Annotated in this window: 25 protein-coding genes; 21 read left to right on the plus strand and 4 right to left on the minus strand. The window is 45.0% G+C overall.

Annotated elements, in window-relative coordinates; genetic code table 11:
- Positions 1–100: 100 nt before the first annotated feature.
- Positions 101–1,948, plus strand: coding sequence for a glycoside hydrolase family 2 protein (locus ACZIX4_RS18240; protein WP_463337079.1), 1,848 nt, complete (start codon positions 101–103; stop codon positions 1,946–1,948).
- A 301-nt stretch (positions 1,949–2,249) separates the two neighbouring features.
- Here ACZIX4_RS18240 and ACZIX4_RS18245 read toward each other — a convergent pair whose 3' ends face one another.
- Positions 2,250–3,866, minus strand: coding sequence for a M1 family metallopeptidase (locus tag ACZIX4_RS18245; protein ID WP_463337080.1), 1,617 nt, complete (start codon positions 3,864–3,866; stop codon positions 2,250–2,252).
- A 97-nt stretch (positions 3,867–3,963) separates the two neighbouring features.
- Here ACZIX4_RS18245 and ACZIX4_RS18250 point away from each other — a divergent pair, with 97 nt between their 5' ends.
- From ACZIX4_RS18250 to ACZIX4_RS18320, 15 genes are all read left to right on the plus strand, one after another.
- On the plus strand, positions 3,964–5,109 hold the full coding sequence (locus ACZIX4_RS18250; RefSeq protein ID WP_463337081.1) for a glycosyltransferase family 2 protein: 1,146 nt from the start codon (positions 3,964–3,966) through the stop codon (positions 5,107–5,109).
- Between the two features lie 86 nt (positions 5,110–5,195).
- Positions 5,196–6,536: a dihydrolipoamide acetyltransferase family protein gene (locus ACZIX4_RS18255; protein ID WP_463337082.1), complete on the plus strand. Its 1,341-nt coding sequence runs from the start codon at positions 5,196–5,198 to the stop codon at positions 6,534–6,536.
- A 77-nt stretch (positions 6,537–6,613) separates the two neighbouring features.
- Positions 6,614–9,088 carry a hypothetical protein gene (locus ACZIX4_RS18260; RefSeq protein ID WP_463337083.1) on the plus strand — a complete coding sequence of 825 codons (2,475 nt, stop codon included), beginning with the start codon at positions 6,614–6,616 and terminating at the stop codon, positions 9,086–9,088.
- A gap of 84 nt (positions 9,089–9,172) precedes the next feature.
- Entirely contained in the window at positions 9,173–9,793 is a 621-nt protein-coding gene (locus ACZIX4_RS18265) for a M15 family metallopeptidase (protein ID WP_463337084.1), read from the plus strand.
- An 88-nt stretch (positions 9,794–9,881) separates the two neighbouring features.
- Entirely contained in the window at positions 9,882–10,658 is a 777-nt protein-coding gene (locus ACZIX4_RS18270) for an exonuclease domain-containing protein (RefSeq protein WP_463337085.1), read from the plus strand.
- A gap of 22 nt (positions 10,659–10,680) precedes the next feature.
- Positions 10,681–11,292 (plus strand): fumarylacetoacetate hydrolase family protein, encoded by a 612-nt coding sequence (locus ACZIX4_RS18275; protein ID WP_463337086.1) that lies wholly within the window; start codon positions 10,681–10,683, stop codon positions 11,290–11,292.
- Between the two features lie 14 nt (positions 11,293–11,306).
- The gene (locus ACZIX4_RS18280) at positions 11,307–11,651 is read left to right on the plus strand and encodes an Hpt domain-containing protein (protein WP_463337087.1); all 345 of its coding nucleotides are present in this window, start codon (positions 11,307–11,309) and stop codon (positions 11,649–11,651) included.
- Between the two features lie 3 nt (positions 11,652–11,654).
- Positions 11,655–12,902, plus strand: a complete 1,248-nt coding sequence (locus ACZIX4_RS18285; RefSeq protein ID WP_463337088.1) for a CinA family nicotinamide mononucleotide deamidase-related protein — start codon at positions 11,655–11,657, stop codon at positions 12,900–12,902.
- A gap of 79 nt (positions 12,903–12,981) precedes the next feature.
- The gene (gene rpmB / locus ACZIX4_RS18290; protein ID WP_054409746.1) at positions 12,982–13,218 is read left to right on the plus strand and encodes a 50S ribosomal protein L28; all 237 of its coding nucleotides are present in this window, start codon (positions 12,982–12,984) and stop codon (positions 13,216–13,218) included.
- A 36-nt stretch (positions 13,219–13,254) separates the two neighbouring features.
- Entirely contained in the window at positions 13,255–13,437 is a 183-nt protein-coding gene (rpmG, locus tag ACZIX4_RS18295) for a 50S ribosomal protein L33 (RefSeq protein WP_463337089.1), read from the plus strand.
- Between the two features lie 13 nt (positions 13,438–13,450).
- Entirely contained in the window at positions 13,451–13,603 is a 153-nt protein-coding gene (locus ACZIX4_RS18300) for a DUF4295 domain-containing protein (protein WP_074961599.1), read from the plus strand.
- Between the two features lie 100 nt (positions 13,604–13,703).
- Positions 13,704–14,657, plus strand: a complete 954-nt coding sequence (gene ftsY / locus ACZIX4_RS18305; RefSeq protein ID WP_463337090.1) for a signal recognition particle-docking protein FtsY — start codon at positions 13,704–13,706, stop codon at positions 14,655–14,657.
- A gap of 142 nt (positions 14,658–14,799) precedes the next feature.
- Positions 14,800–15,144 carry a hypothetical protein gene (locus tag ACZIX4_RS18310; RefSeq protein ID WP_463337091.1) on the plus strand — a complete coding sequence of 115 codons (345 nt, stop codon included), beginning with the start codon at positions 14,800–14,802 and terminating at the stop codon, positions 15,142–15,144.
- 2 nt (positions 15,145–15,146) lie between these two features.
- The gene (locus ACZIX4_RS18315) at positions 15,147–16,376 is read left to right on the plus strand and encodes a porin family protein (RefSeq protein ID WP_463337092.1); all 1,230 of its coding nucleotides are present in this window, start codon (positions 15,147–15,149) and stop codon (positions 16,374–16,376) included.
- A 118-nt stretch (positions 16,377–16,494) separates the two neighbouring features.
- Entirely contained in the window at positions 16,495–17,733 is a 1,239-nt protein-coding gene (locus ACZIX4_RS18320; protein WP_463337093.1) for a hypothetical protein, read from the plus strand.
- A gap of 129 nt (positions 17,734–17,862) precedes the next feature.
- On the opposite strand, the gene ACZIX4_RS18325 is transcribed toward ACZIX4_RS18320, so the two are convergent.
- Entirely contained in the window at positions 17,863–18,015 is a 153-nt protein-coding gene (locus tag ACZIX4_RS18325) for a hypothetical protein (RefSeq protein WP_463337094.1), read from the minus strand.
- Between the two features lie 77 nt (positions 18,016–18,092).
- Positions 18,093–19,154, minus strand: coding sequence for a serine hydrolase domain-containing protein (locus ACZIX4_RS18330; RefSeq protein WP_463337095.1), 1,062 nt, complete (start codon positions 19,152–19,154; stop codon positions 18,093–18,095).
- Positions 19,155–19,485: 331 nt separating this feature from the next.
- Between ACZIX4_RS18330 and ACZIX4_RS18335 the strand changes: the two genes are divergently transcribed.
- Positions 19,486–19,905, plus strand: coding sequence for a lipocalin family protein (locus tag ACZIX4_RS18335; protein ID WP_463337096.1), 420 nt, complete (start codon positions 19,486–19,488; stop codon positions 19,903–19,905).
- Positions 19,905–20,201, plus strand: coding sequence for a DciA family protein (locus tag ACZIX4_RS18340; RefSeq protein ID WP_463337097.1), 297 nt, complete (start codon positions 19,905–19,907; stop codon positions 20,199–20,201). The genes ACZIX4_RS18335 and ACZIX4_RS18340 overlap by 1 nt, the downstream gene beginning before the upstream one ends.
- 207 nt (positions 20,202–20,408) lie before the next feature.
- Here ACZIX4_RS18340 and ACZIX4_RS18345 read toward each other — a convergent pair whose 3' ends face one another.
- Entirely contained in the window at positions 20,409–21,035 is a 627-nt protein-coding gene (locus tag ACZIX4_RS18345; RefSeq protein WP_463337098.1) for a porin family protein, read from the minus strand.
- A gap of 93 nt (positions 21,036–21,128) precedes the next feature.
- On the opposite strand from ACZIX4_RS18345, the gene ACZIX4_RS18350 reads away from it, so the two are divergent.
- From ACZIX4_RS18350 to ACZIX4_RS18360, 3 genes are read left to right on the plus strand one after another with little or no spacing between them, the layout of a single operon-like run.
- On the plus strand, positions 21,129–22,025 hold the full coding sequence (locus tag ACZIX4_RS18350; RefSeq protein ID WP_463337099.1) for a site-specific tyrosine recombinase: 897 nt from the start codon (positions 21,129–21,131) through the stop codon (positions 22,023–22,025).
- Between the two features lie 52 nt (positions 22,026–22,077).
- Entirely contained in the window at positions 22,078–23,598 is a 1,521-nt protein-coding gene (locus tag ACZIX4_RS18355) for a sensor histidine kinase (RefSeq protein ID WP_463337100.1), read from the plus strand.
- Positions 23,585–23,989: a response regulator gene (locus ACZIX4_RS18360; protein ID WP_463337101.1), complete on the plus strand. Its 405-nt coding sequence runs from the start codon at positions 23,585–23,587 to the stop codon at positions 23,987–23,989. The genes ACZIX4_RS18355 and ACZIX4_RS18360 overlap by 14 nt, the downstream gene beginning before the upstream one ends.
- Positions 23,990–23,999 lie beyond the last annotated feature (10 nt).

The raw sequence follows: 23,999 nt of genomic DNA on the forward strand, positions 1-23,999 counted from the left end.
TGCTTTGGTTTTTATGCCGGGGCAGGGAATTTTATTTACAATAGGGTTTATTGCCTGAATGCTTTGTGTTTTTAAAACCATACAAAATCAACAAACATCGATGAAACATTATTTTTCACTTTTCTTTTGCCTGTGGGCCATCTGTAGCAGTGCCCAGGAAAACCTGATAATAAATACCGAAGGCAGGAAATCAGTTTCCCTGAACGGCACCTGGCATTACATAGCCGACCCTTATGAAACCGGGGGGTATGATTACCGGTTAAAAGAAAAGAAGGAAAATGACCCGGGGGCTTACTGGAATGTACCCGTTAGTGAAAATAAAAGCGACTGGGCCGAACACGGCTACAAAGACCCGTACAGCATACAGGTGCCGGGCGACTGGAATACGCAGGTTGAGGCCTTAACATATTATGAAGGCACGGTGTGGTACCATAAAGCGTTTGACCGGCCTGTAATGAAAAGCACTGAAGATGCATACCTTTATTTCGGGGCGGTAAATTATGAGGCGCAGGTGTACCTTAACGGCAAGAAACTGGGTGTACACAAAGGTGGTTTTACCCCTTTTAATTTTAAGGTACCTGCCGGTTTATTAAAACCCTCGGGTAATAACCTTGTGGTGAAGGTAAACAACAAACGCTTTGTAGATGAAGTCCCTACAACCAATACCGACTGGTGGAACTACGGCGGCATTACAAGGGATGTAAATTTGCTTATTGTACCCAAACAATTTATCGGGCAATACCAGGTACAGCTGGACGAAGGGATGGATATTGCCGCGGCGAAAAAAAGCAAACGCTACCGCATTAAAGGCTGGGTGAAGCTTAACGAACCGGTTGCTGATGGTAAGGTGGTTGTTGAAATCCCCGAACTGAAGGTGAGCAAGGAGTTTAAAGTAAAGGGAGATTCTGTGGCAATAGCCTTTGAAGCCCGGAACCTAAGTTTGTGGTCTACCAAAAACCCGAAGCTGTATAATGTACACCTTACCTATAACGGCCAGGTGCTTGCTGATAAAATAGGTTTCCGTACCATAAGAACAGACGGTGAGAAGCTGCTGCTTAACGGTACTGAACTCTTTTTAAGGGGGATATGCCTCCATGAGGAAGTTGTGGCTCGCCGTGCGCACAGCAGGCAGGATGCCGAAAAACTCTTTGGCTATGTAAAAGATCTCCATGCCAATATGGTGCGCCTTGCCCATTATCCTCACAATGAAAATATGGTGCGTGTGGCAGATTCGTTGGGCATACTTGTATGGGATGAAATCCCTGTGTACTGGACCATCGACTTTGGTAACCCTGAAGTACTTAAAAAAGCGCAGCAACAACTGAAGGAAATGATTACCAGGGACAGGAACAGGGCATCGGTATTCGTGTGGTCTGTGGGCAATGAAACTCCGGTAAGCGAAAATAGGAACCTTTTTATGAGTACCCTTGCCAAAGATGCCAAGGCACAGGACCCTTCAAGGCTTGTTTCGGCGGCATTGGAAGTAAGGTATAATGCAGGCGTTAATTACGTAGACGACCCGCTGGGGGAATATACCGATATTGTTTCGCTGAACGAATACCTGGGTTGGTACGGCTCTACGCCTGATGGCTGCAGGACGGCAAAATGGGACACTAAGTACAAGAAGCCGTTCTTTATCAGTGAAACAGGCGCCGAGGCAAAAACCGGTTTCCACGACAGTAAGGAAGCCCGTTTTAGCGAGGAGTACCAGGAATGGTATTATAAGGAGCAGATAGAAATGTTTAAAAACCGTTTCCCTAAAAACTACATTGGCGTAAGCCCGTGGATACTCATCGATTTCAGGTCGCCAAAGAGAAATAACCCCGATTACCAGAACGGCTTTAACCGCAAAGGGCTGATAGACGGCGAGGGCAATAGAAAGAAGGCTTTTTATGTACTACAGGAATATTACAAACAACAGGAGCAGAAAGACCTGATTGATAAATAAGGTATTCCTGCTTCCGTTTATGTTAAATGAAACTATTTCGAAAGTAGTAATTGCAATCGGGTGTTCCACTTGCTTCACCAGTTTGGGTATGGTTTCACTGGTGTTCGAAACCTTAACTTTGTCCGTTAGTAAACCCCGGAGGGGTGGCATATCTATAGCTATTGGATAGGCAAGAGTGGGCAGAGCTCCAGAGGAGCGGCATATTTTTATGATTGTATGCCGTTCCTCCGGAACTCCTAAAATGCGATTCTTCAATATTTTCTATAGATATGCCGATCCTCCGTAGCTAAAAGGTAAAATCCTACAGCTTCTCCGTTTTTACATAAAACTTTTTATCAGACACAGCTACATCGCTTAATGACGTTGCCTGTACCGTTTCCTTTTTCCAGTCGTTAGTGGCAGCAAGGCGAAGGGTTTTGCCTGCAATGGTAACTTCTACCGGCATGGCAAAGTTGGGTTCGTCCGTTACCCAGCGGTATTGCAGGGCATTGCCTTCGAGCTTCAGTTGCAGTACCGGGATTTTCGCATAGCGCAGGTACTGGTTAAAAATGGGAGTAAGCTCCAGCCCGGTTTGAGAGTTGAAGAAGCTTATTACCGTTTCGGTATCAATAACCTGTTTTTTGTATTTGGTACTGTAATCGTATATCAGTTTCCACCATTTGGCATCATCGTTAACCACATTACGCAGGGTGTTCAGCATCAGGGCGCCTTTAAAGTACATATCGCCGCTGCCTTCCTTGTTCACCCCGAAGATGCCTATGGCAGGCTTGCGGTTTTCTACGCTGCGGCGCTGGCCGTAAATGTATTTCATGGCCTGGTCATAGCCCTCGCGGCATTCCACATATACCGTTTCGCTGTAGGTGGTAAAGCCCTCGTGAATCCACATATCGGCGATATCCTTACTGGTAATGCTGTTGCCAAACCACTCGTGCCCGCTTTCGTGCACCACGATATAGTCAAATTTCATACCTACGCCCGTCCCGGATATATCCATGCCCATATAGCCCTTGCGGTAGTTGTTTCCATACGCCACGGCACTTTGGTGTTCCATGCCCAAATAGGGCGTTTCCACCAGTTTGTAACCGTCTTCATAGAAAGGGTAGGGGCCGAATTTTTCTTCAAAGCATTGCAGCATAGGTTTTACTTCATCAAACTGCTTTTTAGCCTTATCAACATTGCCACGCAGCACGTAGTAGTCCAGGCTCAGGCTGTTGTACTGGTCGTGTATGTGCTCGTAGTCGGCTATGTTTACGGTGATATCGTAGTTGTTTATGGGGTTTTTTACCTCCCAGTCCCAACGGGTGTAACCGTTTTTCAGGTCGGTGCTGCCTATAAATCGGCCATTGCTCACGTCCATAAGGCCATTTGGTACGGCCACTTTTATGCTGGCACCACGGTCGGGTTCGTCGGTCTGGTGGTCTTTTACAGGGTACCAAAGGCTGGCACCTGTTCCCTGCACGGCTACGCCAATCCACGGTTTGCCGTTGGTATCATTGGTAAACACAAAACCGCCGTCCCACGGGGCATTTTTAGCAATGACCGGATTCCCCGAATATGAAAAACGCAGCGTATACTCCTTATCTTTTTCCAAAGGTTTCGGGAAGGTAATAAACACCGCATCGTTATCGCGCTTGTAGGTGGGTTTAATCTTGCCCAGCGTTATTCCGTCTATCTTCATGTTTTCGAAAAGGTCTACCTGTATGCGGCTGGTAGCTTCGGTGGCCTTAAAGGTAATATCGTTGTACCCTTTAATAAACTTCTTTTCGGGGTCTACGGTAATATTAAGGTCGTAGCGCAGCACGTCGTAACTGGTACGTTCGGGACGCAGGCCACCCTGCAGGCTGTCGCGGCGGGTATAGTTTTGGGCGTAAGCCGATAAGCAGAAAAACGCAGCGGATAGTACGATAAATCTTTTCATAAAGGGTTGTTTATACTATTGGTGACTAAATGTAGTTATTTGTTTCATCATTTGGGTAAAATTTTTAATGATATAGTAACTTGCTTATCTTTGTGCAATGCGTTTATCGGTAATTATACTAAACTACAATGTGCGCCATTTTTTGCACCTGTGCCTGCAAAGCGTGCAACGTGCCACCCGCCATCTCAATGCGGAGATTATTGTGGTAGACAACAACTCACCCGACGACAGCTGTGCCATGGTGAAGCAGTACTTCCCCGATGTGGTGCTGATAGAAAACCCCGAAAACAGTGGTTTCCCCAAGGGTAATAATATAGGTGTGGCTGCTGCCAAAGGCGACTACGTATGCATACTGAACCCCGATACGGTGGTAGCCGAAGATACGTTTGATAAGCTGTTCCGGTTTGTTGGCGATACACTAAATACAGGTATTACAGGCATAAAGCTTGTGGACGGCCGGGGTAACTTTTTGCCGGAAAGCAAGCGCGGGCTACCTACACCCTGGGTAGCGTTTACCAAAATATCGGGGCTGTATAAGATGTTCCCGGGGGTGAAATCATTCAACAAATATTATAACAAGGCCGTTGTCCAAAACGGTATAGGTACTACCGATATACTGGTGGGCGCCTTTATGTTTATGGAGCGCAGCCTGTACCTGGAAGTGGGCGGCTTTGATGAGGACTGCTTTATGTACAGCGATGATTTCGACCTGTCGTATACTGTGACTAAAAAGGGACTGGGCAATTATTACTTTGGTAAGGTAACAGCTATCCACTTTAAGGGAGAAAGCACGGTAAAGGACGGTACGTACATGAGGCGTTTCCGTGAGGCGATGCAGTTTTTTTATAAAAAGCACTTCAGGTCATACCCGGTGTTCGACCTGTTTATGCGCTTAGGGGCGTTTGCTTTTATGTTCGTAAAAAAGAACCGCACGGGCAAGGTTGTGGTGCCGCAGTCGTATATTTTGGTGTCGGGTAACGGGCAGCTAACTACGGCTTTACAGGATGTTTTGCAAAAACCATTGGTAACCGTGCCCGATTTACATGCAGAAAGCGTATTTTTACAACACGCGGGTGCTGAGGTTATCTTTGATGCCGCTACTGTGCCTTACGGGCAAATGATAGCCTTTATGGAACAGCACGGCGGTGCATTTACCTATAAAATGAAGCCCGATGGCGCCGATTTTATCATAGGCAGTAACAGCAGCGACGACCGCGGCACGGTGATATCGATTAAATCGTGAGAAAAAATGTTTTCGAAATATTTTTTGGATTGATTTTTTATTAAATTCGCAAACATAAATTTGAAATACACCATTTGATTAACAATATGGCAAAATTTGAACTTAAGTTGCCCAAAATGGGAGAAAGTGTTGCCGAAGCAACCATAACGAATTGGCTTAAAAAAGTAGGCGACCCAATAGAGGCCGATGAGGCGATATTGGAAATTGCTACCGATAAGGTGGATTCTGAAGTGCCGTCTGAAGTTTCGGGGGTGCTTAGCGAGATACTTTTTAATGTAAACGATGTGGTGCAGGTAGGCCAGACGATAGCCTATATAGAAACCGAAGGCGGCGCTGTAGCTGTGGCCCCGGTTGCCGAAGCTGCCCCTGTCGAAAGCGCTGCACATGTGGAAGCTATCGAGAAATCGGTTGCTGCTGCGGTAGAAAGCGTATCTGCTCCCGTAGATTTTTCGGGTACTGATAAGTTCTACTCGCCATTGGTGAAAAATATTGCCAAAGAGGAGGGCGTAAGCCTTGCCGAACTGGAAAGCATAAACGGTACCGGCAAAGACGGCCGCGTTACCAAGAATGATATACTGGAGTATGTGGAGAAGAGGAAGAGCGGCCAGCTATCAGCTATCAGCGCTCAGCCATCGGCTACACCGGCTTCAACACCTGTTGCTCCAACAACCAACAACCAACAACCGGCAACTAAAGCTGTTCCGGTATCGGTAAACGGTGGCGATGAGATTGTGGAAATGGACCGTATGCGTAAGCTTATTTCGGGCTATATGGTGCAGAGCGTGCAAACGTCGGCGCACGTGCAGTCGTTCATTGAGGTAGATGTGACCAACATAGTAAAATGGCGCGATAAGGTGAAGTCGGCTTTCGAGAAACGCGAGGGCGAGAAGCTTACCTTTACCCCTATATTTATGGAGGCTGTAGCTAAAGCGCTGAAGGACTTCCCGATGATGAACATAAGCGTGGACGGCGAGTACATTATTAAAAAGAAAAACATTAACCTGGGTATGGCTGCGGCCCTGCCAAATGGTAACCTTATAGTACCGGTGATTAAAAATGCCGACCAGCTGAACCTTGTGGGTATGGCCAAGGCTGTAAATGACCTGGGTAACCGTGCCAAGGCCGGTAAACTAAAACCGGACGATACGCAAGGTGGTACTTATACGGTGACCAACGTAGGTACGTTTGGCAGTGTGTTTGGTACGCCGATAATTAACCAGCCGCAGGTGGGTATCCTTGCGCTTGGTGCTATACGTAAAGTGCCGGCAGTTATAGAAACCCCTGAGGGCGATTTTATAGGCATCCGCCAAAAGATGTTCCTGTCGCACAGCTACGACCACCGCGTGGTAGACGGTGCACTGGGTGGCTCTTTCGTAAAACGCGTAGCCGAATACCTGGAAGCATTTGACGTGAACAGGGATTATTAAGATTTTAAATTTTTATTTTATATGGGAGCCCCGCTATTGCGGGGCTTTTTATATATTTGGAGCTAAATCAACCACATATGAAACTCTTAAAATTACTCGCTGTATTTTTATTGGGATTAACCCTTTATGCCCAGGAGGGCGCTAACGACCCTGCGTTTAACCCCGCAGATACTTCTATAGGCACCAGTACAGACGGGCCTGTACAGGACTTTTTGGTATGCCCGGACGGGAAACTTATCATCTACGGAAGGTTTGAGAAGTACAATAATGTAGATTCGCACCATATTGTTCGTATTAATGCTGATAAAAGTATAGATACCTCATTTAATATTGGTTCGGCTTTAAATGGTGGTGTGTCGGCTGCTGCATTACAAAGTGATGGTAAAATAGTAATTGCCGGTTATTTTACAGAATACAATGGTACGTCTGTAGGTAATGTGATACGCCTGAATAGTGACGGTTCACTGGATACTTCTTTTACAAACGGAACTACGGATGATTATGTATATGAAATAAAAGCACAGGCCGACGGAAAGCTGTTGCTTTGTGGTAGTTTCACCACCTACAATGATGTTGTTGTAAAAAAGGTAATACGGCTAAATACTGACGGAACACTTGATACAACGTTTAACCTTGCTGCAACGTATAGTGTTGTACTGGATATTGCTGTGCAGGCAGACGGTAAAGTAATAGTGCCGGGCAACTACAGCGGAGGGGCATTAAGGCGGTTTAATACAGATGGCTCAGCCGATACCTCTTTTGCCATAGTCTTTACAAATTTTGAGATAAGGGCCGTTGCTATACAGCCGGATGGCAAAATCGTTATTGGCGGAAGCTTTGAAACACTGAATGGAGTGGATCATAAAGGCATTGCAAGGATAAATACCAATGGTACTAAAGATACAACATTTGCTGTGGGGACAGGCATGTATGCGATAGTGACCGATATAGCAATACAGCCCGATGGTAAAATTATTTTTGTAGGATCTTTTTCAAATTTAGGTGATTATTATGCACGGGGTGCTATACGATTTAACGAAGACGGAACGGTAGACACTACCTTTAATGCCCCACAGACGGATCCTGAAGGAAACATACTTGGCGTAGCGCTTACTGAGAGTAACATTTATTTGGGCGGTATGTTTGTAAATTATAACAACACACCGGCAAATTATGTTTTCCCTTTAAACTATGATGGTACCCCTGATTATACCGGATATGAATATCCTACCGGTGCAAACAACCCGGTTACTGCAATAACCGATGCAGGTAATGGCAATATGCTTATCGGAGGATGGTTTAGTCATTATAACGGGCAGCCTCACAAGAGCATTGCACTGATTGATGGTGATGGAGCATTGGTAGATGGATTTAATCCTGGAGAAGGGCCTAATAAAAGGATAAGCGAAATTTTACGCCAAAATGATGGTAAGTATATACTATATGGTGATTTTACTTCGTATAATGGTATAACCCGTAAGTATATAGCAAGAATTAATGCTGATGGTAGCCTGGATACATCGTATGATTTAACGGGGATGTTTTTAGTTGCTTATTCGTATGTTTGGGGTTGTAAACTACAGCCGGATGGAAAATTAATAGTGTACGGCTCGCTTCCTTTAACGTACGGAAACGCTGCCGCAAATGTTTATCTTGCCTGCCGCATTAATATAGACGGTACGCTGGATGAAAGTTTTCAATTACCTGTTACAGCTATTTATTCATCACCTTATTCTCCTTTGGGTAATTTAGAAATTTTACCTGATGGGAAAATGTTGTTAAGTGTAGGTGGAGGTACTGCTGATCCTAAAATAGTAAAAATAAACAGTGATGGTACTGTAGACAATAGCTTCCCTTTCATAGGAGGGGATTATTTTGCAAACACGAGAGGGCTATGGCCTGATAATAATGGGAAATACATTACATCTGAAATTATTTATAATGGTGAAAATGTGCCGAGTACAACTTTATACCGCAGGATGGATGCTAATGGTGTTTATGAAGCTGATTTTGAGTTGTCTGACGATGATTATGGGGCATTATCATTTATCCAGGGAGACGGCAAAATGTTTTTTATAAATAATAATGATAATGAGTTGGGATTTCTATTCAGGAGATATAATACTGATGGCACTTTAGATGAAGCTTTTGGTGAGCATACTATTTATGAGTGGTCGCCCTCTGTAAATGCAGTATATTATCAGGAAGATAAAGTAGTTATAGGTGGAAGGTTTAGCCGTTATGACGGTAACCACCGCAGTAATATAGCCCGTTTTAACAGCACCGGCGCAGCACTGAAAACAGCAACCCCTGAGGCTGTTGTAAAACCATCGCTCATTGCCCTGAAGAAAAATAATACGGTAGATGTGGAGTGCCCTACCACGACATTGTCTTCGGTTGCGGTGTACGACCTTTTGGGCAGGTTGGTGGCCCAGGCCGATAAACTACAGGATAACAAAGTATCATTAAAATACGCAGACGTTGCAGACAATGTGCTTATCATCCAGGCTAAGTTGCAGGACGGTAGTACCTTGGTGAAAAAGATAATGTAGGTAAGAAAAAGAATATTGAAAATCCCGCACCGGCGGGATTTTCTGTTTTTATATAATTCCCCTATATTTACACAAACCCGTTACATGAAAATATTCCACCACATACTCCTTTTTATCACCATAACCGCATTCGCCCAGCCTGCAAAAATAACCCACAAGCTCAGCGATGAGTGGGCTGAGGTACAGTTTGATTCGTTGGGACCGCTGAATAAAATGACCTATGCCGATACTGCCAACTTCATGCACGAAAAAGTATATCCCTGCGCGCGCTGCCTGTTGCGTCCTGAGGTTGCCGAAGCATTGGAACGCGCCAATGCACTGGCTGCCGAAAAGGGATACCGACTGGTGATGTACGACTGCTACCGTCCGTATCCCATACAATATAAGATGTATGAGTTGGTAAACAATCCGCTGTACGTGGCCAAGCCGGGTAAGGGCAGTAACCACAACAGGGGGCAGGCGGTAGATATTTCGCTGGCGGATGAAAACGGCGAACTGCTGGATATGGGCGGGGCTTTTGATGAGTTTTCGGAAATATCGCATTATGCTTATAAGGACATACCGAGGAAGGCGCGGAAAAACCGCAAACGCCTGCGTACCATAATGATTGAGGCTGGTTTTACGCCCTTTGAAAGCGAGTGGTGGCACTTTGATTATAAGCAGAAAACCTACGAAACATCGAACTATGTATGGGAATGTAATTAAATCTTTTACATTTTGCAGCAGCAGAAATCGGTTAAGACTATTCTTTTTATAATTTTGCTGCCCTATATTTGTTATAATATAAAGATGTATGGAACTGAAACTGCACCGCCCAATTTGTTTTTTCGACCTGGAAACCACAGGCACTGATATAACTAAAGACCGTATTGTAGAAATCTCAATATTAAAGGTTTTCCCTAACGGTAACAAAGAAAGCCGTACCTGGCTGGTAAACCCCGAAAGGCCTATACCACCCGCTACTACGGTGTTTCACGGTATTACCGACGATAAGGTGGCTAACGAGCCTACCTTTAAGCAGCTGTCAGCACAGGTATATAATATGATAAAGGATGCCGACCTTGCCGGGTACAATTCAGACCGTTTTGATATCCCGCTGCTGGCTGAGGAGCTTATCCGCGCCGGGGTGGACTTTGATATGAAAAACCGCGTTGCCGTAGACGTGCAGACCATTTTCCATAAAAAGGAGGAGCGCACCCTTAGTGCCGCCTACAAGTTTTACTGCGGGCAAACCCTGGAAAATGCACACACTGCTGCTGCCGATACCAATGCGACTTACGAAATACTGAAAGCCCAGCTGGACCGTTATGACGATTTGGAAAACGACATGCGCCTGCTGTCGGAATACACTACACGTAAAAAAGCGGTAGACTTTGCCGGCTTCATAGCGCTGGACGACCAGGGGCAGGAGGTATTTACCTTTGGTAAGTTTAAAAACGTAAGGGTAGAGCAGGTGCTGCAGCAGGAGCCGGGCTACTACGGCTGGTTCCAGAGTGCTGATTTCCCGTTGTATACTAAAAAAGTATTAACGGCCATCAAGCTTAGGAAATTAAACAATAAATTAGCATAACGCACCATCCAATTTTATAGTTATGAAGATTATCTGCATCGGGAGGAACTATGTAAACCACATTGCCGAGCTGCAAAACGAGCGCCCGGCCGAACCCGTGGTGTTCATGAAGCCCGATACCGCCGTGCTGCAAAAGCAATACCCCTTTATTATCCCTGATTTTTCGAAAGAGGTGCATTATGAGGTGGAGGTTATTGTAAAAATAAGCAAGATAGGTAAGTATATAGATGCTAAATTTGCCCATAAATATTACGACGAAATAAGTGTGGGTATCGATTTTACTGCCCGCGATGTGCAGGATGCGCTAAAGGCAAAAGGCCTGCCGTGGGAAAAAGCCAAAGCGTTTGACGGTTCGGCTGTGGTGGGCGATTTCGTGCCAAAAACGGAGTATGCATCGGTAGATGATGTTAACTTTGAGCTGCACAAAAACGGCGATATAGTTCAGAAAGGCAATACAAGCCACATGATTTGGAAAATAAACGAGCTGATAGCCGAGGTGAGTAAATATGTAACCCTGCGCACGGGCGATGTACTGTATACCGGTACCCCCGAGGGTGTGGGCAAAGTAGCCGAAGGCGATGTGCTGGAAGGCTTCCTGGAAGGGAAGAAGTTGTTTAAAATTCAGGTAAAGTAATAAGGAAACGGAATATGGCGCTTCATTACAATTTATCAAAAGTATATGCAATTTCTGATAACGATGAGGATTTTGCAAAGCAGATAGTTACCCTCTTTACAGAGGAGGTTCCCACGGAAATTAAGAACATCCGCGAGGGGCTGGAGGATAAAGACTATAAAAGGGTGTACCAGGCGGCACACAAAATAAAACCCACGCTGGACCTGCTGGGCATGGAACTGGCGTATGACGATGTGCTGGCCATAGAAAAATGGACCAAGGCCGAAGGCAGGCGCAAGGAAATAAAAGATGTGGTAAAGAGCCTGAGGCACCATGTGGAAAATACACTTAAGGAAGTAAAAAAGAATTATAACCTGTAGGATATGAAAGCTGCTGTAGTAACCGTAGGCGACGAAATACTCATAGGCCAGATTGTAGATACTAATTCGGCATATATAGCCAAGGCGCTGGATAAAATAGGTATAGCCGTGTTCGAAATGTTTTCGGTAAGCGATGAGCGCCGCCACATACTGGATACGCTGGCGTACCTGCAAAACCGTGTGCAGCTGGTTATAGTAACCGGAGGCCTCGGCCCTACAAAGGACGATATTACAAAGAATACTTTTTGCGAGTATTTTGACGACCACCTGGTGCGTAATGAGGAGGTGGAAGCCCATGTGGTAAAGCTGATAGAAAAGGCCATGAACCGCCCTGCAAGCCAGATGAACCGAGACCAGGCACTGGTGCCCAGCAAGGCTACCGTATTGCACAACGAAGTGGGTACAGCACCGGGCATGTGGATGAAAAGGGCCGATACGGTGTTTATATCGCTGCCGGGTGTGCCGTATGAAATGAAATACATCATGGAAAACGCGGTAGTGCCAAAGCTTATAGCGGAGTTTGAGCGACCGTATATTATCCATAAAACCATACTAACCTACGGGCAGGGCGAAAGCCTTGTAGCCGAACGTATAGAAAACTGGGAAAACAGCCTTCCGTCATTTATAAAACTGGCGTATTTGCCAAGCCCCGGTAAGGTAAGGTTAAGGCTGAGCGGCCAGGGTACTGATGAAGCACAACTGCGTAATGCCATAGAAAACGAAGCTGCCAAGCTTAAAAATATTATAGGCGACATTATTGTGGGTATGGACGAAGACGACCCGCTTGAGGTGGTTATAGGCCGCCTGATGCAGGAAAAAGGCGTTACTGTAGCCGCAGCCGAAAGTTGTACCGGGGGTAAGGTAGGTACCCTGTTTACCAGTGTGGCAGGCTCTTCTGCGTACTTTAAGGGTAGTGCCGTAACGTATGCTACAGAAAGTAAGATAAAAGTGCTGGGCGTAGAGCACCAGCTTATAGATATTTACAGCCCGGTAAGCGCTAAGGTAGCGGAGGTTATGGCCACGCGCGCAAAAAAAATATTCGGGACGGATTATGCCATTTCCACCACCGGAAATGCAGGCCCGTCTAAGGGCGATGCCGCTGCCGATGTGGGTACTGTGTTTATAGGCATTGCAACACCTAGTGGTGTTTACAGCCATAAGTTTGACTTCGGGCAACCGCGTGAAAAGGTGATAGCACGGGCAGCTGAAAAGGCGCTGGAATTGCTTTATAAGGAAATTTTAAAAAACTAATACATTACGTTTGCGTAATATTTTTATTTTTTGTTACTTTGCACCCTGATTTTGAATAACGATATAAAAGCAAGAAATAATGTCAAGAGTTTGTGCCCTTACCGGTAAAAAAGCGATGGTTGGAAATAACGTTTCCCACGCGATGAACAAGACTAAGCGTAAGTTTAGTGTAAACTTAGTTAAGAAGCGTTTTTATCTTCCTGAAGAAGACAGGTGGATCACTCTTAGGGTAGCTGCTTCTACAATCAAAACGATTAACAAAAACGGTATAGCCGCGGTTTTAAAAGAGGCCAAAGCTAACGGATTCATTAAATAATTAATCCGGTTACACCTCCTTAATATATATTACACGATGGCAAAGAAAGGTAACAGAATCCAGGTAATCCTAGAGTGTACAGAGCATAAAAACTCTGGTATGCCGGGTACTTCAAGGTATATTACTACCAAAAACAAAAAAAACACTCCAGACAGGCTTGAAATCAAGAAGTTTAACCCTGTATTGAAGAAAGTAACTGTTCATAAAGAAATAAAATAATCAGGACTGAGTCATGGCAAAGAAAACCGTAGCAACGTTACAGACAGCTTCAAAGAGGTTAACAAAAGCAATCAAAATGGTAAAATCACCTAAATCAGGTGCTTATACTTTCGTTGAGAGCGTTATGTCTCCAGAAGAAGTGGATGCATTTCTTAAGAAGAAATAATTATCCTTACAATATATAGAAAAGCTACTTTCACATAAAGAAAGTAGCTTTTTTGTTTTTATCTTTATCCCACAAAACTAAAGACGAAGTAACTGTATATATGAATTTCTTTAAAAAAATATTTTCTTCGGAAAAAAAGGAGACCCTGGACAAGGGCCTCGAAAAAACGAAGACCTCTTTTTTTTCTAAACTGTCTAAAGCCGTAGCCGGAAAAAGCAAGGTAGATGCCGAAGTGCTGGATAACCTTGAGGAAGTACTGGTAAGTTCTGACGTGGGCGTAGACACTACCCTTAAAATCATAGAGCGTATAGAAGAGCGTGTATCTCGCGATAAATACCTTGGTACGGAAGAGCTGAACGGACTACTGCGCGAGGAAATCGGTGCACTGCTTAGCGAAACCAATACCGGCGATGCAGCCGATTTTGAAATCCCTGCCAACAAAAAGCCGTATGTGCTTATGGTGGTGGGCGTAAACGGTGTGGGTAAAACCACTACCATAGGCAAGCTGGCCTACCAGTTTAAAAAAGCCGGACTTAATGTGGTGCTTGGTGCAGCCGATACCTTTCGTGCGGCGGCCATAGACCAGCTACAGGTATGGGCAGACAGGGTAGGGGTGCCTATAGTACGCCAGCAAATGGGTAGTGACCCTGCTTCGGTGGCGTTTGATACCATACAGAGTGCCGTAAAACAAAATGCCGATGTGGTAATTATAGATACCGCAGGCCGACTACATAACAAAGTGGGCCTTATGAACGAGCTTACCAAAGTAAAACGCGTGATGCAAAAGGTGGTGGATGATGCCCCGCACGATGTACTGCTGGTACTGGACGGCTCTACCGGGCAAAATGCCTTTGAACAGGCCAAACAGTTTACTGCTGCTACAGAGGTGACCTGCCTTGCCGTAACCAAGCTGGACGGTACTGCCAAAGGTGGTGTGGTTATAGGCATATCAGACCAGTTTAAAATACCGGTTAAATACATAGGCGTAGGCGAAGGCATAGAAGACCTACAGGTATTTAACAAGTTTGAATTTGTGGATTCTTTCTTTAAATAAGATTTTTTCCATATCGACCGGAGCGCAGCGTAGTGGAGACATCTCAGAATCAGTATCTCGATTTAAAGAGATTTATTTAACCATAGAGATTTCTCCATTCCACTGCGTTTCGCTCGGAATGGAACAGCAATAACCGCTGTTTATGCAACCAACCGAAAACCAAACAACCAACACAAACAATAACAGGAGACCACACTTCATTATCCTGTTCATAGCCGTATTAGGGCTGGTTCATTTCTGCATCCGTTACTTTGATGTTAAGAGTGACATGACCAACCCGCTTATCCCAAAATCGCTTTTGCATTATGTCCTTACTCCGTACTATTATGCGTCGGGTATGTATGTGGCTGCCATAGTATTGCAGGTTTTGGCACTGTATAAACCAAATTTTTCTCGCCTGGCGATTATTGCAGGCGCGATGCTGATTGTTTTGGCCACCTTACAGAGCGTTTTTATTACGAATTGTTTTAACCTAAACCAACCATAATTATGAAACAGTTTACGCTGTTCGTTGCGCTGCTTTTTGCAGTATTTACCCTTAATGCCCAAAATGTAAAAGGGTATTACACTACCGGTGGCGGTGCGCGGAGTGAGGGCTACTTTAAGCAGGTTAATTTTTACAACGAGAACAACCTGTACTTTACTTCGGCTGAAAACGGAACGGATTACACTAAAATTGACCCTGAAACCGTAAGCGAATACGGAGCGGGTGACGATGTGGTTTTCCGTAAGGTTACGGTAAAACTAGACGATTCCAGGCTTATGGGGAGTGACCACGGCACGGCCAAAATGCCGGAGTGGATTACCAAAACGATATTCCTGAACGTTATTATAGAAGGCGATGCCTCGCTTTATTCGTATACCAGCGATAAGGGCGTAAAGTATTTTTTTGATGTAAAAAGCAAAAATATAGCCCTTAACCAGTTGGTGTACAAGCAGTATATGGCTAATCAAAACGAAATAGGCGAAAACAACCAGTTCCGTCAGCAGCTGTATAACGATGTGAGTTGCCCGGGTGCAAAAGCATCTGAATTTTCATTGGTTAAATATAACAAAACCGAACTTGAAAAGATATTCCGTAAGTACAATACCTGTACGGGTGGCGAAAACAGCAGTAAAGAATATAGTGCTACGACCAGTAAAAAGTCTAAGTTTTCGTTTACCCTTCTTGCCGGTGCGGGCAACACTAAGACCGGGATAAGCAATATAGAACCTATACCGGCCAGTGTGAACAATATGTTGTTTACCGGCGGGGGCGAAGTAGCGCTTACACTGCCTTCGGGCATGTTTTCGTTCTTTTTTAAAGCAATGTACGAAAACGTATCGTCTGAAAATAAGGTGACCACTGTAAGCACCTCGCGTACCATTACCGATACCCATACCGTAAAAAGCGGTTTTGCCGACCTGTATGTGGGGCCAAGGTATAACTTTAATTTTGCCGGGGTACATACGCTGTTTGCCGATGTGGCGTATGCTGTGGCTATACCTTTCGGAGATTCGTCGCACAGGCACGAAACCACAACGGTAAATGGTACGGTATCATATACCCATACCTATCCGCTGAAAAGCGACTTCTTTTATACCGCCGGTATAGGTTACCAGTACAATAATAAATATGGGTTAGAGCTGCATACTGATTTTTCCCGTGAGTATGAGGGTGCCGACTTTACCACTATAAAGCTAAACAGGTTGTGGGTTAACCTACGCTATACGTTTTAGGCTTTATTAATTGTTGGTAATCAAAATTTTATATTTTTTTAAAAAATGCCTGACTTTATATGTACGTATTTTCTTTTTAAGAAAATGTGAATATATTGCGTCAACTTAATAACTAACCATGAAAAAATGCTTATTTGCTGCTGTACTGTTCTTTACAGTGGTGTGTGCCTTTGCCCAGGAAACGGTAAAAGGCTATTATGTAACTGCCAACGGCCAAAAAACGGAAGGGTATTTTAAATATACCGATTATACCGATGTTTCCTTACTGCGCTTTAGCGAGAATGAAAGCGGTGAGTACAGCAAACTTTCGCCGGAATTAATCAAAGAATACAGCGTAGCAGGGCGTACGTTTACAAGACTTTTTGTTGATATAGATGCCGATGGCGGCAGCAACAAGTCGGCGATGAGCAAAGAAGCCGATTTTGTAAAGAAAGAGGTATTCCTGGAACTGTTGCTGAAAAGCGAAGTATCGCTGTATGTAAATACCGATAATGGCAACGAAAAGTTTTTCTACAAGCAGGAAGGGGATGTAAGGTATGTGCAGCTGGTGTACCGCAGGTATAAGCTGCAAACCGGGCAGGAAATGCAGAATACAGAGTTCAGGAGGCAGCTGGCCCAAAACTTTTTGTGCAAAGGCGAAAGCCCGCAGGTATATGCTAAAACTGCTTACAGCCGCAAGGCACTTACCGAAGCCATAAAACACTACAACGACTGTACAGGCCATACATCTGAACTACCTAAAGTGGCAGAAGAAAAAGGCGATAACCATTTTGCACTTTCGGGATATGCGGGTGTACTGTTTGCAAGCAACGAGGTGTCTGCAATGGCATATGATTTTTCGGGTAAAGAAAGCGGCCCGGTGTACCGTGCCGGTGCCGAGGTTTCTTTTTATAACGAATTCAGGGGGTTGTCGTTCTTTGCAAGGGTTGGGGTAGAATATATAGACGCCGAGATTTCGGGCAGGTATATGCCTTCGCCGGGTTCAACGTACGTATTTAAAGATACCTATAAAGTATCGGGCATTTCGGCAGATTTAGCTGTGGGGCCGCGTTATTCGTTCAGTATTAACGATGTAAAACGTGTTTATATAGACGGTACCTTTGGCATATCACAGCCACTGGGCACTAAGGTAGAAATGAACCGCAGCGCTACCACTTCGGGCAGTTCGTCTCCCATGGGCTGGAGTACCGATGCGCAGGGTGTGGCAACTTTTACTGTAGGGGCGGGCTGTTACATCACTAAAGAAATCAGCGCCGAAGTACGTTACATAGCCAAACGCGATTACCTTGAAAACTATTTAGATACCTCATTTAACAATTCGGGGGTAAATATAAACGTGCTGTACCGATTCCTTTAAGAGTTTACAGTCGCAGTTTTCGGTTGAGTCAGTCATGGCGAGGAACGAAGCCATCCCATGCTCTGCTGCTTTGTGAGAAATTGTAACACGGAGATACACGGAGGAGTCACAGAGCTGCACAGAGGGCTATTACCCAAAGTCCCTCAAAGGAAGCCCAAAGTCTCCCGAAGTTTTTAGTGCGTTGTGCTGAAAGGCCACAAAGCATTCCTTCGGAATGGAGAAAAGGATGCTGGGTTTACCATTCCAGTTTTCAGGCTTTGTCATGGCGAGGAACGAAGCCATCTATTTCTTACCGTCTTGGCGGCTTTGCGAGGAATTAAATACCGAAAGGAAAACAACAAAAAATACCATAAACGGCGTTATTTAATAACGTCGTTTATTTTTTTCCAGAGGTTGTTGTCAAAACCCGATTTGGCAAAATTTTCGCCTTCGGCCGAATTGCCCATGCGGATAATCACCATATTGCGTGATGGGATTACATATATCTTCTGGTCGTTTTTGCCCAGTGCGGCATACATATCGGCAGGCGCATCGGGAATCAGCGGGCCTTTAAAATCCATTTGCGTAGCCGGAAGCCTGAAATTCTGCTTGCCGTTAAGCCACCACAGGTAACCATAGGATTTGTTCAGGTCCTGCGATGTGTTTACCGCCTGTTCAAAATACTTCTCGTTTACCACCTGCGTGCCATCCCAGTTGCCTTTATTCAGCGCCAGCAGGCCAAAACGCGCCATACTGCGGGCATTGCTCCAATACACGCTGAAAACATCGTGCTTGCCCAGTGTGGTCCAGGCGCCCGTCATGCCTATTTTTTCCTTCAGGCTTTGGTTAAAATATTCTTCCCAGGTCTGCTTTGTGGCAGCAGCTATTACATCCTGTAGCTTTACGTAGGCATTATGGTATGCCCAGCGTGTACCGGCATCGGCTTTGTAGGTAAGCTTATCGGGGGTAACCTCGTTATTGCCGTCGGCCAGGCCGCTGGTCATTGTAAGCAGGTGGTGGCAGGTAATCAGGTTTTCCTTTTCGGGTGGTGCGCTCGTCCAGCCCTTGCCCAGGTAATCGGTCACCTTTTTGTCTATGCTCACAAAACCTTCCTGCTGCGCTATGCCAAATACAGTAGCTGTAAGCGTTTTCCCGGCACTGGCCCAGTACCAGGGCTTACGCGGCCCCCCGTGGTTAAAGTATTTTTCGGTGGCTATACGGCCGTTTACCAATATTATAAAGGCTTTGGTATTTTTTTCTTCAAGGAAATCATACAGAGGTTGGGCTGCGGCTTCGTTCCAGCCGAGCGATTCCATGCTTACGGTTTCCCATTGGCCTGAGTTTACCGGCGGGAAATACATATCGCCTGCAGGCTTTTTGCGGATGCCAAAACCGGTAAGCATTACACTGGCTATGGCGCATAACAGGGCTATCTTTTTCATAAACAGTGGTTTTTACCAAAGATAATAAATTGCCCAATCTCCGGCTAATAGTTTTTTACCACGAGGTGCACTAAGTTTTTCACAATGGGCACAAAGTGAATTACTAAATTTTTTGATACAAATATACCAATCCCAATTATTGGGATTGAAGTTCACAAGGTTGTTGCGCAAAGCTTTGTGTTCTCCCGCCTACGGCGGATAGGCTTTGCCCCGTGCACCTTCGTGAGAAACCTTGTGAGTCTTGTGGTAAAATTTCCTGAATTTTTATAATGCATATTGTTCGTTTGTAGTACACATTTATACGTAAATTTGCCCCCTACATTTTACGGTTATGAAGAAACTGGTTTTTATTTTTTTACTGCTGGCCACAATGGCGGGCTGCAAAAAACGTTTTGAAGGTAACAGCTATGCCGCACTAAACGGCTACTGGGAAATAGAAAGGGTGGTATTGCCCGACGGTACTGAAAAGGACTATGGCGCTAACCCTACCATAGACTACTTTGAGGTGAAGGACACGGCTGGCTTCCGTAAAAAGGCCATGCCGCAGTTTGACGGTACGTACCGAGCCAATGACCTTAGCGAAAGCTTTACCATACAACGCCGTGGCGACAGTGTGGTACTGCACTATACCACGCCGTATGCGCAGTGGGACGAAACCCTGCTGAGTGCTAACGACGAGGAACTGGTGGTGCGAAACCAGCATAAAATAGAATACCATTATAAAAAACCGGAACCCTTTACCCTTAAATAATGGCAAAACGGCTTAAAGATTCTAATGCGGTGGGCGATGTGCTGAAGGCTTTTATACAGGAAAACCACCTGCAAAAGGGCATGGATGCCATAAACGTACGCGATGCCTGGGCTACACTTATGGGACCCGGGGTAAACAGCTATACCCGCGATGTAGTGCTGAAGGGTAGTGTGCTGTACGTAGAACTTACTTCGGCAGTGCTGCGTGAGGAGCTGAGCTATGGCCGCGAAAAGATTGTAAAGATGATTAACGAATCGCTGGGCAGGGATGTGGTTACCGAAGTGTATTTGAGGTAGATTTTTAGAAAGCCAAAAGTGAAGATTGGATTTAAAGAGTATAAATATCCAACATTCTATTCATAGCAATCAAACAATCTAACTTTCTAAGAAGTCTAAAAATCCAATAATCCAGTAAATCCAAAATAAAATAGAAAAGGGGTGCATGTTGCAACCCCTTTTTCGTTGTGTAACCAACCAAACTTAATCTTCAAATCCTGTATCGTATTAAAACTTATATCCTAAGCCTATCTGGAAAACAGCGTTTTTGGCATCCACATCTTCTATAATATCAGTAATACCCTGGTTGTAGCGCGCTGTGGCAAAAATGCCCACCGGGGTTTCGAAGCTTACGCCACCCGATACGCCAAATTCAAAATCCTTGGCTTCGTTAAGGTTCCAGTCGCCACCGTCGGCATTGGCATCGGCATCTATTTCTTCGTTTACCTTAAAGCTGAACTGAGGGCCGGCTTCCAGGCTCAGGCCTTCCAGTATGTAGAATTTGGCCAGCACGGGTACGTTAATATAGTCCAACTGGTATTCTACCTTGCCGTTGCCGCCAAATATTTCGCCGTCTACATCGCTTTCAAATCCCTGGCCTGAGTATAGTGCTTCCACCTGTAATGAAAACATATCGGGCGCTATAGGAAATTCGGCAAACAAACCGGCGTGGAAGCTGGTACGCGCCTCAGGGTCAAAATCATCGCCGCTAACCGAAGCAAGGTTTAAACCGCCCTTAACACCAAAGCTTATTGATGAACTTTTACCCGTACCCCCGGCATTATCCTGTGCATATGTGGCCGCTATACCGCCAAGCATAAGGGTGCTAACTGTTAAAATCTTAAATAGTTTCATGTTTAATTAGTTTTAGTTTTGTTTTCCAAAATTATATGTTTAAAATTGGGGCTTTTATCAACGATTTCTTAATTCACATAACTTTAACCGCACATGCAGCCGTGGAGCAGGTACATAAGGGAGTATAAAACCTACCTGAAAATAGAGCGTGGCCTATCGGAAAACTCGCTGGTAAACTATATCTTCGATATAGAAAGGCTGCTTAAATACCTGGAAAATAACGGTATTGATGTTTCGCCTGTAAACATAACCGAAGATACCCTGCAACAGTTTATTTACCACATAGCGGGCGAGCTGGCACCCCGCAGCCGGGCACGTTTAATATCGGGGCTTAAGAGTTTTTTTAACTTTATGCTGTTTGAAGACTACCGTAAAGACATGCCTATGGAGTTTATAGAAGTGCCAAAAACCGGCCGCAGGCTCCCTGATACCCTAAGCACTGCCGAAATAGATGCGCTTATTGCCGCCATAATGCTGGATAATGAGGGCGAACGCAACCGCGCCATGCTGGAAACCCTGTACGGGTGTGGCCTTCGGGTATCTGAACTTACAGGGCTGCAACTGTCTGATTTGTTTTTTAACGAAGGCTTTATACGGGTAACGGGTAAGGGCAGCAAGCAGCGTTTTGTGCCGCTTAGCCCTTATACGCAAAAGTACCTTTCTATTTATATAGATGAAGTAAGGGTGCTGCAAACACCGAAAGCAGGGCATGGCGATACAGTGTTCCTGAGCCGTAGGGGTACAGGCCTTACACGTGCTATGGTATTTACTATTATACGTAGGCTGGCCGATAAAATAGGCCTGCAAAAAACCATAAGCCCGCACACCTTCAGGCACTCGTTTGCCACCCATTTACTGGAAAACGGCGCCGACCTGCGCTCCATACAGCTTATGCTGGGGCACGAGTCCATAACCACTACAGAGGTGTATATGCACGTAGACCGCAGCTTCCTGAGTAGTGTAGTAAATGCTTTTCACCCGCGTAAATAAACATTCTGCCGATTTTTTACATTACTATTCCTTTTTGTTTTAAATTTATCACATGAAGCTTTACGGTTCTTCCGATTTAGATGCAGCCCAGCCGCTGAATGCCTTTTATAAAAGGCTTATGGACCAGGTACCCGATGTTATCTTTAACCTGCTATGGAAGGCTGATAACACGTACACCCTGTTGTTTTGCAACGAGTCGGTAAATAACATATACGAACTGACATCGGCAGAGCTGATGGATGATTTTGTTACTGCGCTGAACAGCCGCATTGTAGATACCTACCAGCGTAGTTTTTATGTAGCACTGCACCGCGCCCGAAAGCACAACAAAGCATGGGACTACGAGTACCAGGTGGCATTGCCGCTTAAAGGCTACCGATGGATAAAGGTACATGCCAACCCCGAAATGCTGGAAGATGGCAATGTGCTGTTTTATGGCCGTATGAGCGATGTAAGCCAGCAGAAAGAGCAGGAAATACGCCTGAAAGGCAGTGAGGCACGCATCCGTTTTGCCCTTGAAGCGGCCGCGGAAGGGATTTGGGACTATAATATGCAGTACAACGAGGTATATTTTTCGGCACAGACCATGAAAATTGTGGGCATGGAACCCAAAGAGGTGGTGTGGACACAGGAACAATGGCGCAGCCTTATACATAAAGAGGATATTAAAGGACATATAAAAGCCGTAACCGATTACATAAACGGTAAAACGCCGCGCTTTGAGCATATTTACCGCATAAAGCACACTACTGACGGTTACCGTTGGGTAATGAGCCGAGGCCAGATAGTGGAGTATACCAAAGACAGGCAGCCCTACCGCGCCGTAGGTACGCTTAAAGATATTACCGAGCTGAAGGAGAAGGAGATAAACCTGGGACGTACCATAACCATTATTGGCGAACAGAACAACCGCCTGAGCAACTTTGCCCACATAGTGTCGCACAACCTGCGCTCGCATGCCGGCAACCTTAAAATGCTGCTGGACCTGTTTAAAACTGCAGACGAAAGCGAAAAGGCGCAGATGATGGAACACCTGGAGGGCATATCTGACGGGCTTACCATAACCATAAGCCACCTGAAGGAGCTGGTGGAAATACAAACCGAGGTAAAAAGTGTAAAGGAACAGATAAACCTGAGGAGCACGCTGAAAAATATCCTTACCATTTTGCACAATGAGATAAGTAAGCACGGCGTTACCATAGAAATTAACATACCGCTCGATGTAACGGTAAATTACAACCCGGCATACCTGGAAAGTGTATTGCTTAATTTTACAACCAACGCAATTAAATACTCAAGCTCTGAACGCAAGCCTGTTATTTCGTATGATTACGCTATAGAACACCGTAAAAAGGTACTTTACATTAGCGACAACGGCCTTGGTATCGACCTTAAAAAACACAAGAATGCCCTTTTTGGTATGTACAAAACATTCCACAAACACCAGAATTCGCGTGGGATAGGGCTGTTTATTACCAAGAACCAGATTGAAGCCATGGGCGGAAAAATAGAAGTGACCAGTGAGGTAGATAAGGGTACCGTGTTTAAATTATATTTCAATGAGGAAAGTTAGCCGTATGTATGTAATAGACGACGACAAGATATACCACTTTTTGCTTAAAAACCTGTTTAAGCAAAATAACATAGAAGTAAGCCCGCTGTTTTTCAGTAACGGGCAGGAAGCTATAGATACCCTGAAGAACGATTTGATTTCGGGTACATTGCCTTCATTGATTTTGCTTGACGTGAACATGCCTATTATGGACGGCTGGCAGTTTTTAGAGGAATTTAAAGAGCTGCTGGGCAGTAGTATAGGGCAGTGTACCATATTTATGATAAGTTCATCTAACGACGAGCACGACCTTAACAAGGCACGCCAGTACAGCAACATAGTAAAAGACTACCTGCTGAAACCCATATGCAAGGAAGACCTTGACAAGATTTTTACTCCTGAAGAAGTATAATACGCAGGTA

The organism is Flavobacterium niveum (assembly GCF_055231775.1).

What these genes read in the sequence shown, in the direction of transcription:
- ACZIX4_RS18240 (WP_463337079.1), top strand. Translation starts at nt 101, where the DNA reads ATGAAACATTATTTTTCACTTTTCTTTTGCCTGTGGGCCATCTGTAGC.
- ACZIX4_RS18245 (WP_463337080.1), bottom strand. Translation starts at nt 3,866, where the DNA reads ATGAAAAGATTTATCGTACTATCCGCTGCGTTTTTCTGCTTATCGGCT.
- ACZIX4_RS18250 (WP_463337081.1), top strand. Translation starts at nt 3,964, where the DNA reads ATGCGTTTATCGGTAATTATACTAAACTACAATGTGCGCCATTTTTTG.
- ACZIX4_RS18255 (WP_463337082.1), top strand. Translation starts at nt 5,196, where the DNA reads ATGGCAAAATTTGAACTTAAGTTGCCCAAAATGGGAGAAAGTGTTGCC.
- ACZIX4_RS18260 (WP_463337083.1), top strand. Translation starts at nt 6,614, where the DNA reads ATGAAACTCTTAAAATTACTCGCTGTATTTTTATTGGGATTAACCCTT.
- ACZIX4_RS18265 (WP_463337084.1), top strand. Translation starts at nt 9,173, where the DNA reads ATGAAAATATTCCACCACATACTCCTTTTTATCACCATAACCGCATTC.
- ACZIX4_RS18270 (WP_463337085.1), top strand. Translation starts at nt 9,882, where the DNA reads ATGGAACTGAAACTGCACCGCCCAATTTGTTTTTTCGACCTGGAAACC.
- ACZIX4_RS18275 (WP_463337086.1), top strand. Translation starts at nt 10,681, where the DNA reads ATGAAGATTATCTGCATCGGGAGGAACTATGTAAACCACATTGCCGAG.
- ACZIX4_RS18280 (WP_463337087.1), top strand. Translation starts at nt 11,307, where the DNA reads ATGGCGCTTCATTACAATTTATCAAAAGTATATGCAATTTCTGATAAC.
- ACZIX4_RS18285 (WP_463337088.1), top strand. Translation starts at nt 11,655, where the DNA reads ATGAAAGCTGCTGTAGTAACCGTAGGCGACGAAATACTCATAGGCCAG.
- rpmB (WP_054409746.1), top strand. Translation starts at nt 12,982, where the DNA reads ATGTCAAGAGTTTGTGCCCTTACCGGTAAAAAAGCGATGGTTGGAAAT.
- rpmG (WP_463337089.1), top strand. Translation starts at nt 13,255, where the DNA reads ATGGCAAAGAAAGGTAACAGAATCCAGGTAATCCTAGAGTGTACAGAG.
- ACZIX4_RS18300 (WP_074961599.1), top strand. Translation starts at nt 13,451, where the DNA reads ATGGCAAAGAAAACCGTAGCAACGTTACAGACAGCTTCAAAGAGGTTA.
- ftsY (WP_463337090.1), top strand. Translation starts at nt 13,704, where the DNA reads ATGAATTTCTTTAAAAAAATATTTTCTTCGGAAAAAAAGGAGACCCTG.
- ACZIX4_RS18310 (WP_463337091.1), top strand. Translation starts at nt 14,800, where the DNA reads ATGCAACCAACCGAAAACCAAACAACCAACACAAACAATAACAGGAGA.
- ACZIX4_RS18315 (WP_463337092.1), top strand. Translation starts at nt 15,147, where the DNA reads ATGAAACAGTTTACGCTGTTCGTTGCGCTGCTTTTTGCAGTATTTACC.
- ACZIX4_RS18320 (WP_463337093.1), top strand. Translation starts at nt 16,495, where the DNA reads ATGAAAAAATGCTTATTTGCTGCTGTACTGTTCTTTACAGTGGTGTGT.
- ACZIX4_RS18325 (WP_463337094.1), bottom strand. Translation starts at nt 18,015, where the DNA reads ATGGCTTCGTTCCTCGCCATGACAAAGCCTGAAAACTGGAATGGTAAA.
- ACZIX4_RS18330 (WP_463337095.1), bottom strand. Translation starts at nt 19,154, where the DNA reads ATGAAAAAGATAGCCCTGTTATGCGCCATAGCCAGTGTAATGCTTACC.
- ACZIX4_RS18335 (WP_463337096.1), top strand. Translation starts at nt 19,486, where the DNA reads ATGAAGAAACTGGTTTTTATTTTTTTACTGCTGGCCACAATGGCGGGC.
- ACZIX4_RS18340 (WP_463337097.1), top strand. Translation starts at nt 19,905, where the DNA reads ATGGCAAAACGGCTTAAAGATTCTAATGCGGTGGGCGATGTGCTGAAG.
- ACZIX4_RS18345 (WP_463337098.1), bottom strand. Translation starts at nt 21,035, where the DNA reads ATGAAACTATTTAAGATTTTAACAGTTAGCACCCTTATGCTTGGCGGT.
- ACZIX4_RS18350 (WP_463337099.1), top strand. Translation starts at nt 21,129, where the DNA reads ATGCAGCCGTGGAGCAGGTACATAAGGGAGTATAAAACCTACCTGAAA.
- ACZIX4_RS18355 (WP_463337100.1), top strand. Translation starts at nt 22,078, where the DNA reads ATGAAGCTTTACGGTTCTTCCGATTTAGATGCAGCCCAGCCGCTGAAT.
- ACZIX4_RS18360 (WP_463337101.1), top strand. Translation starts at nt 23,585, where the DNA reads ATGAGGAAAGTTAGCCGTATGTATGTAATAGACGACGACAAGATATAC.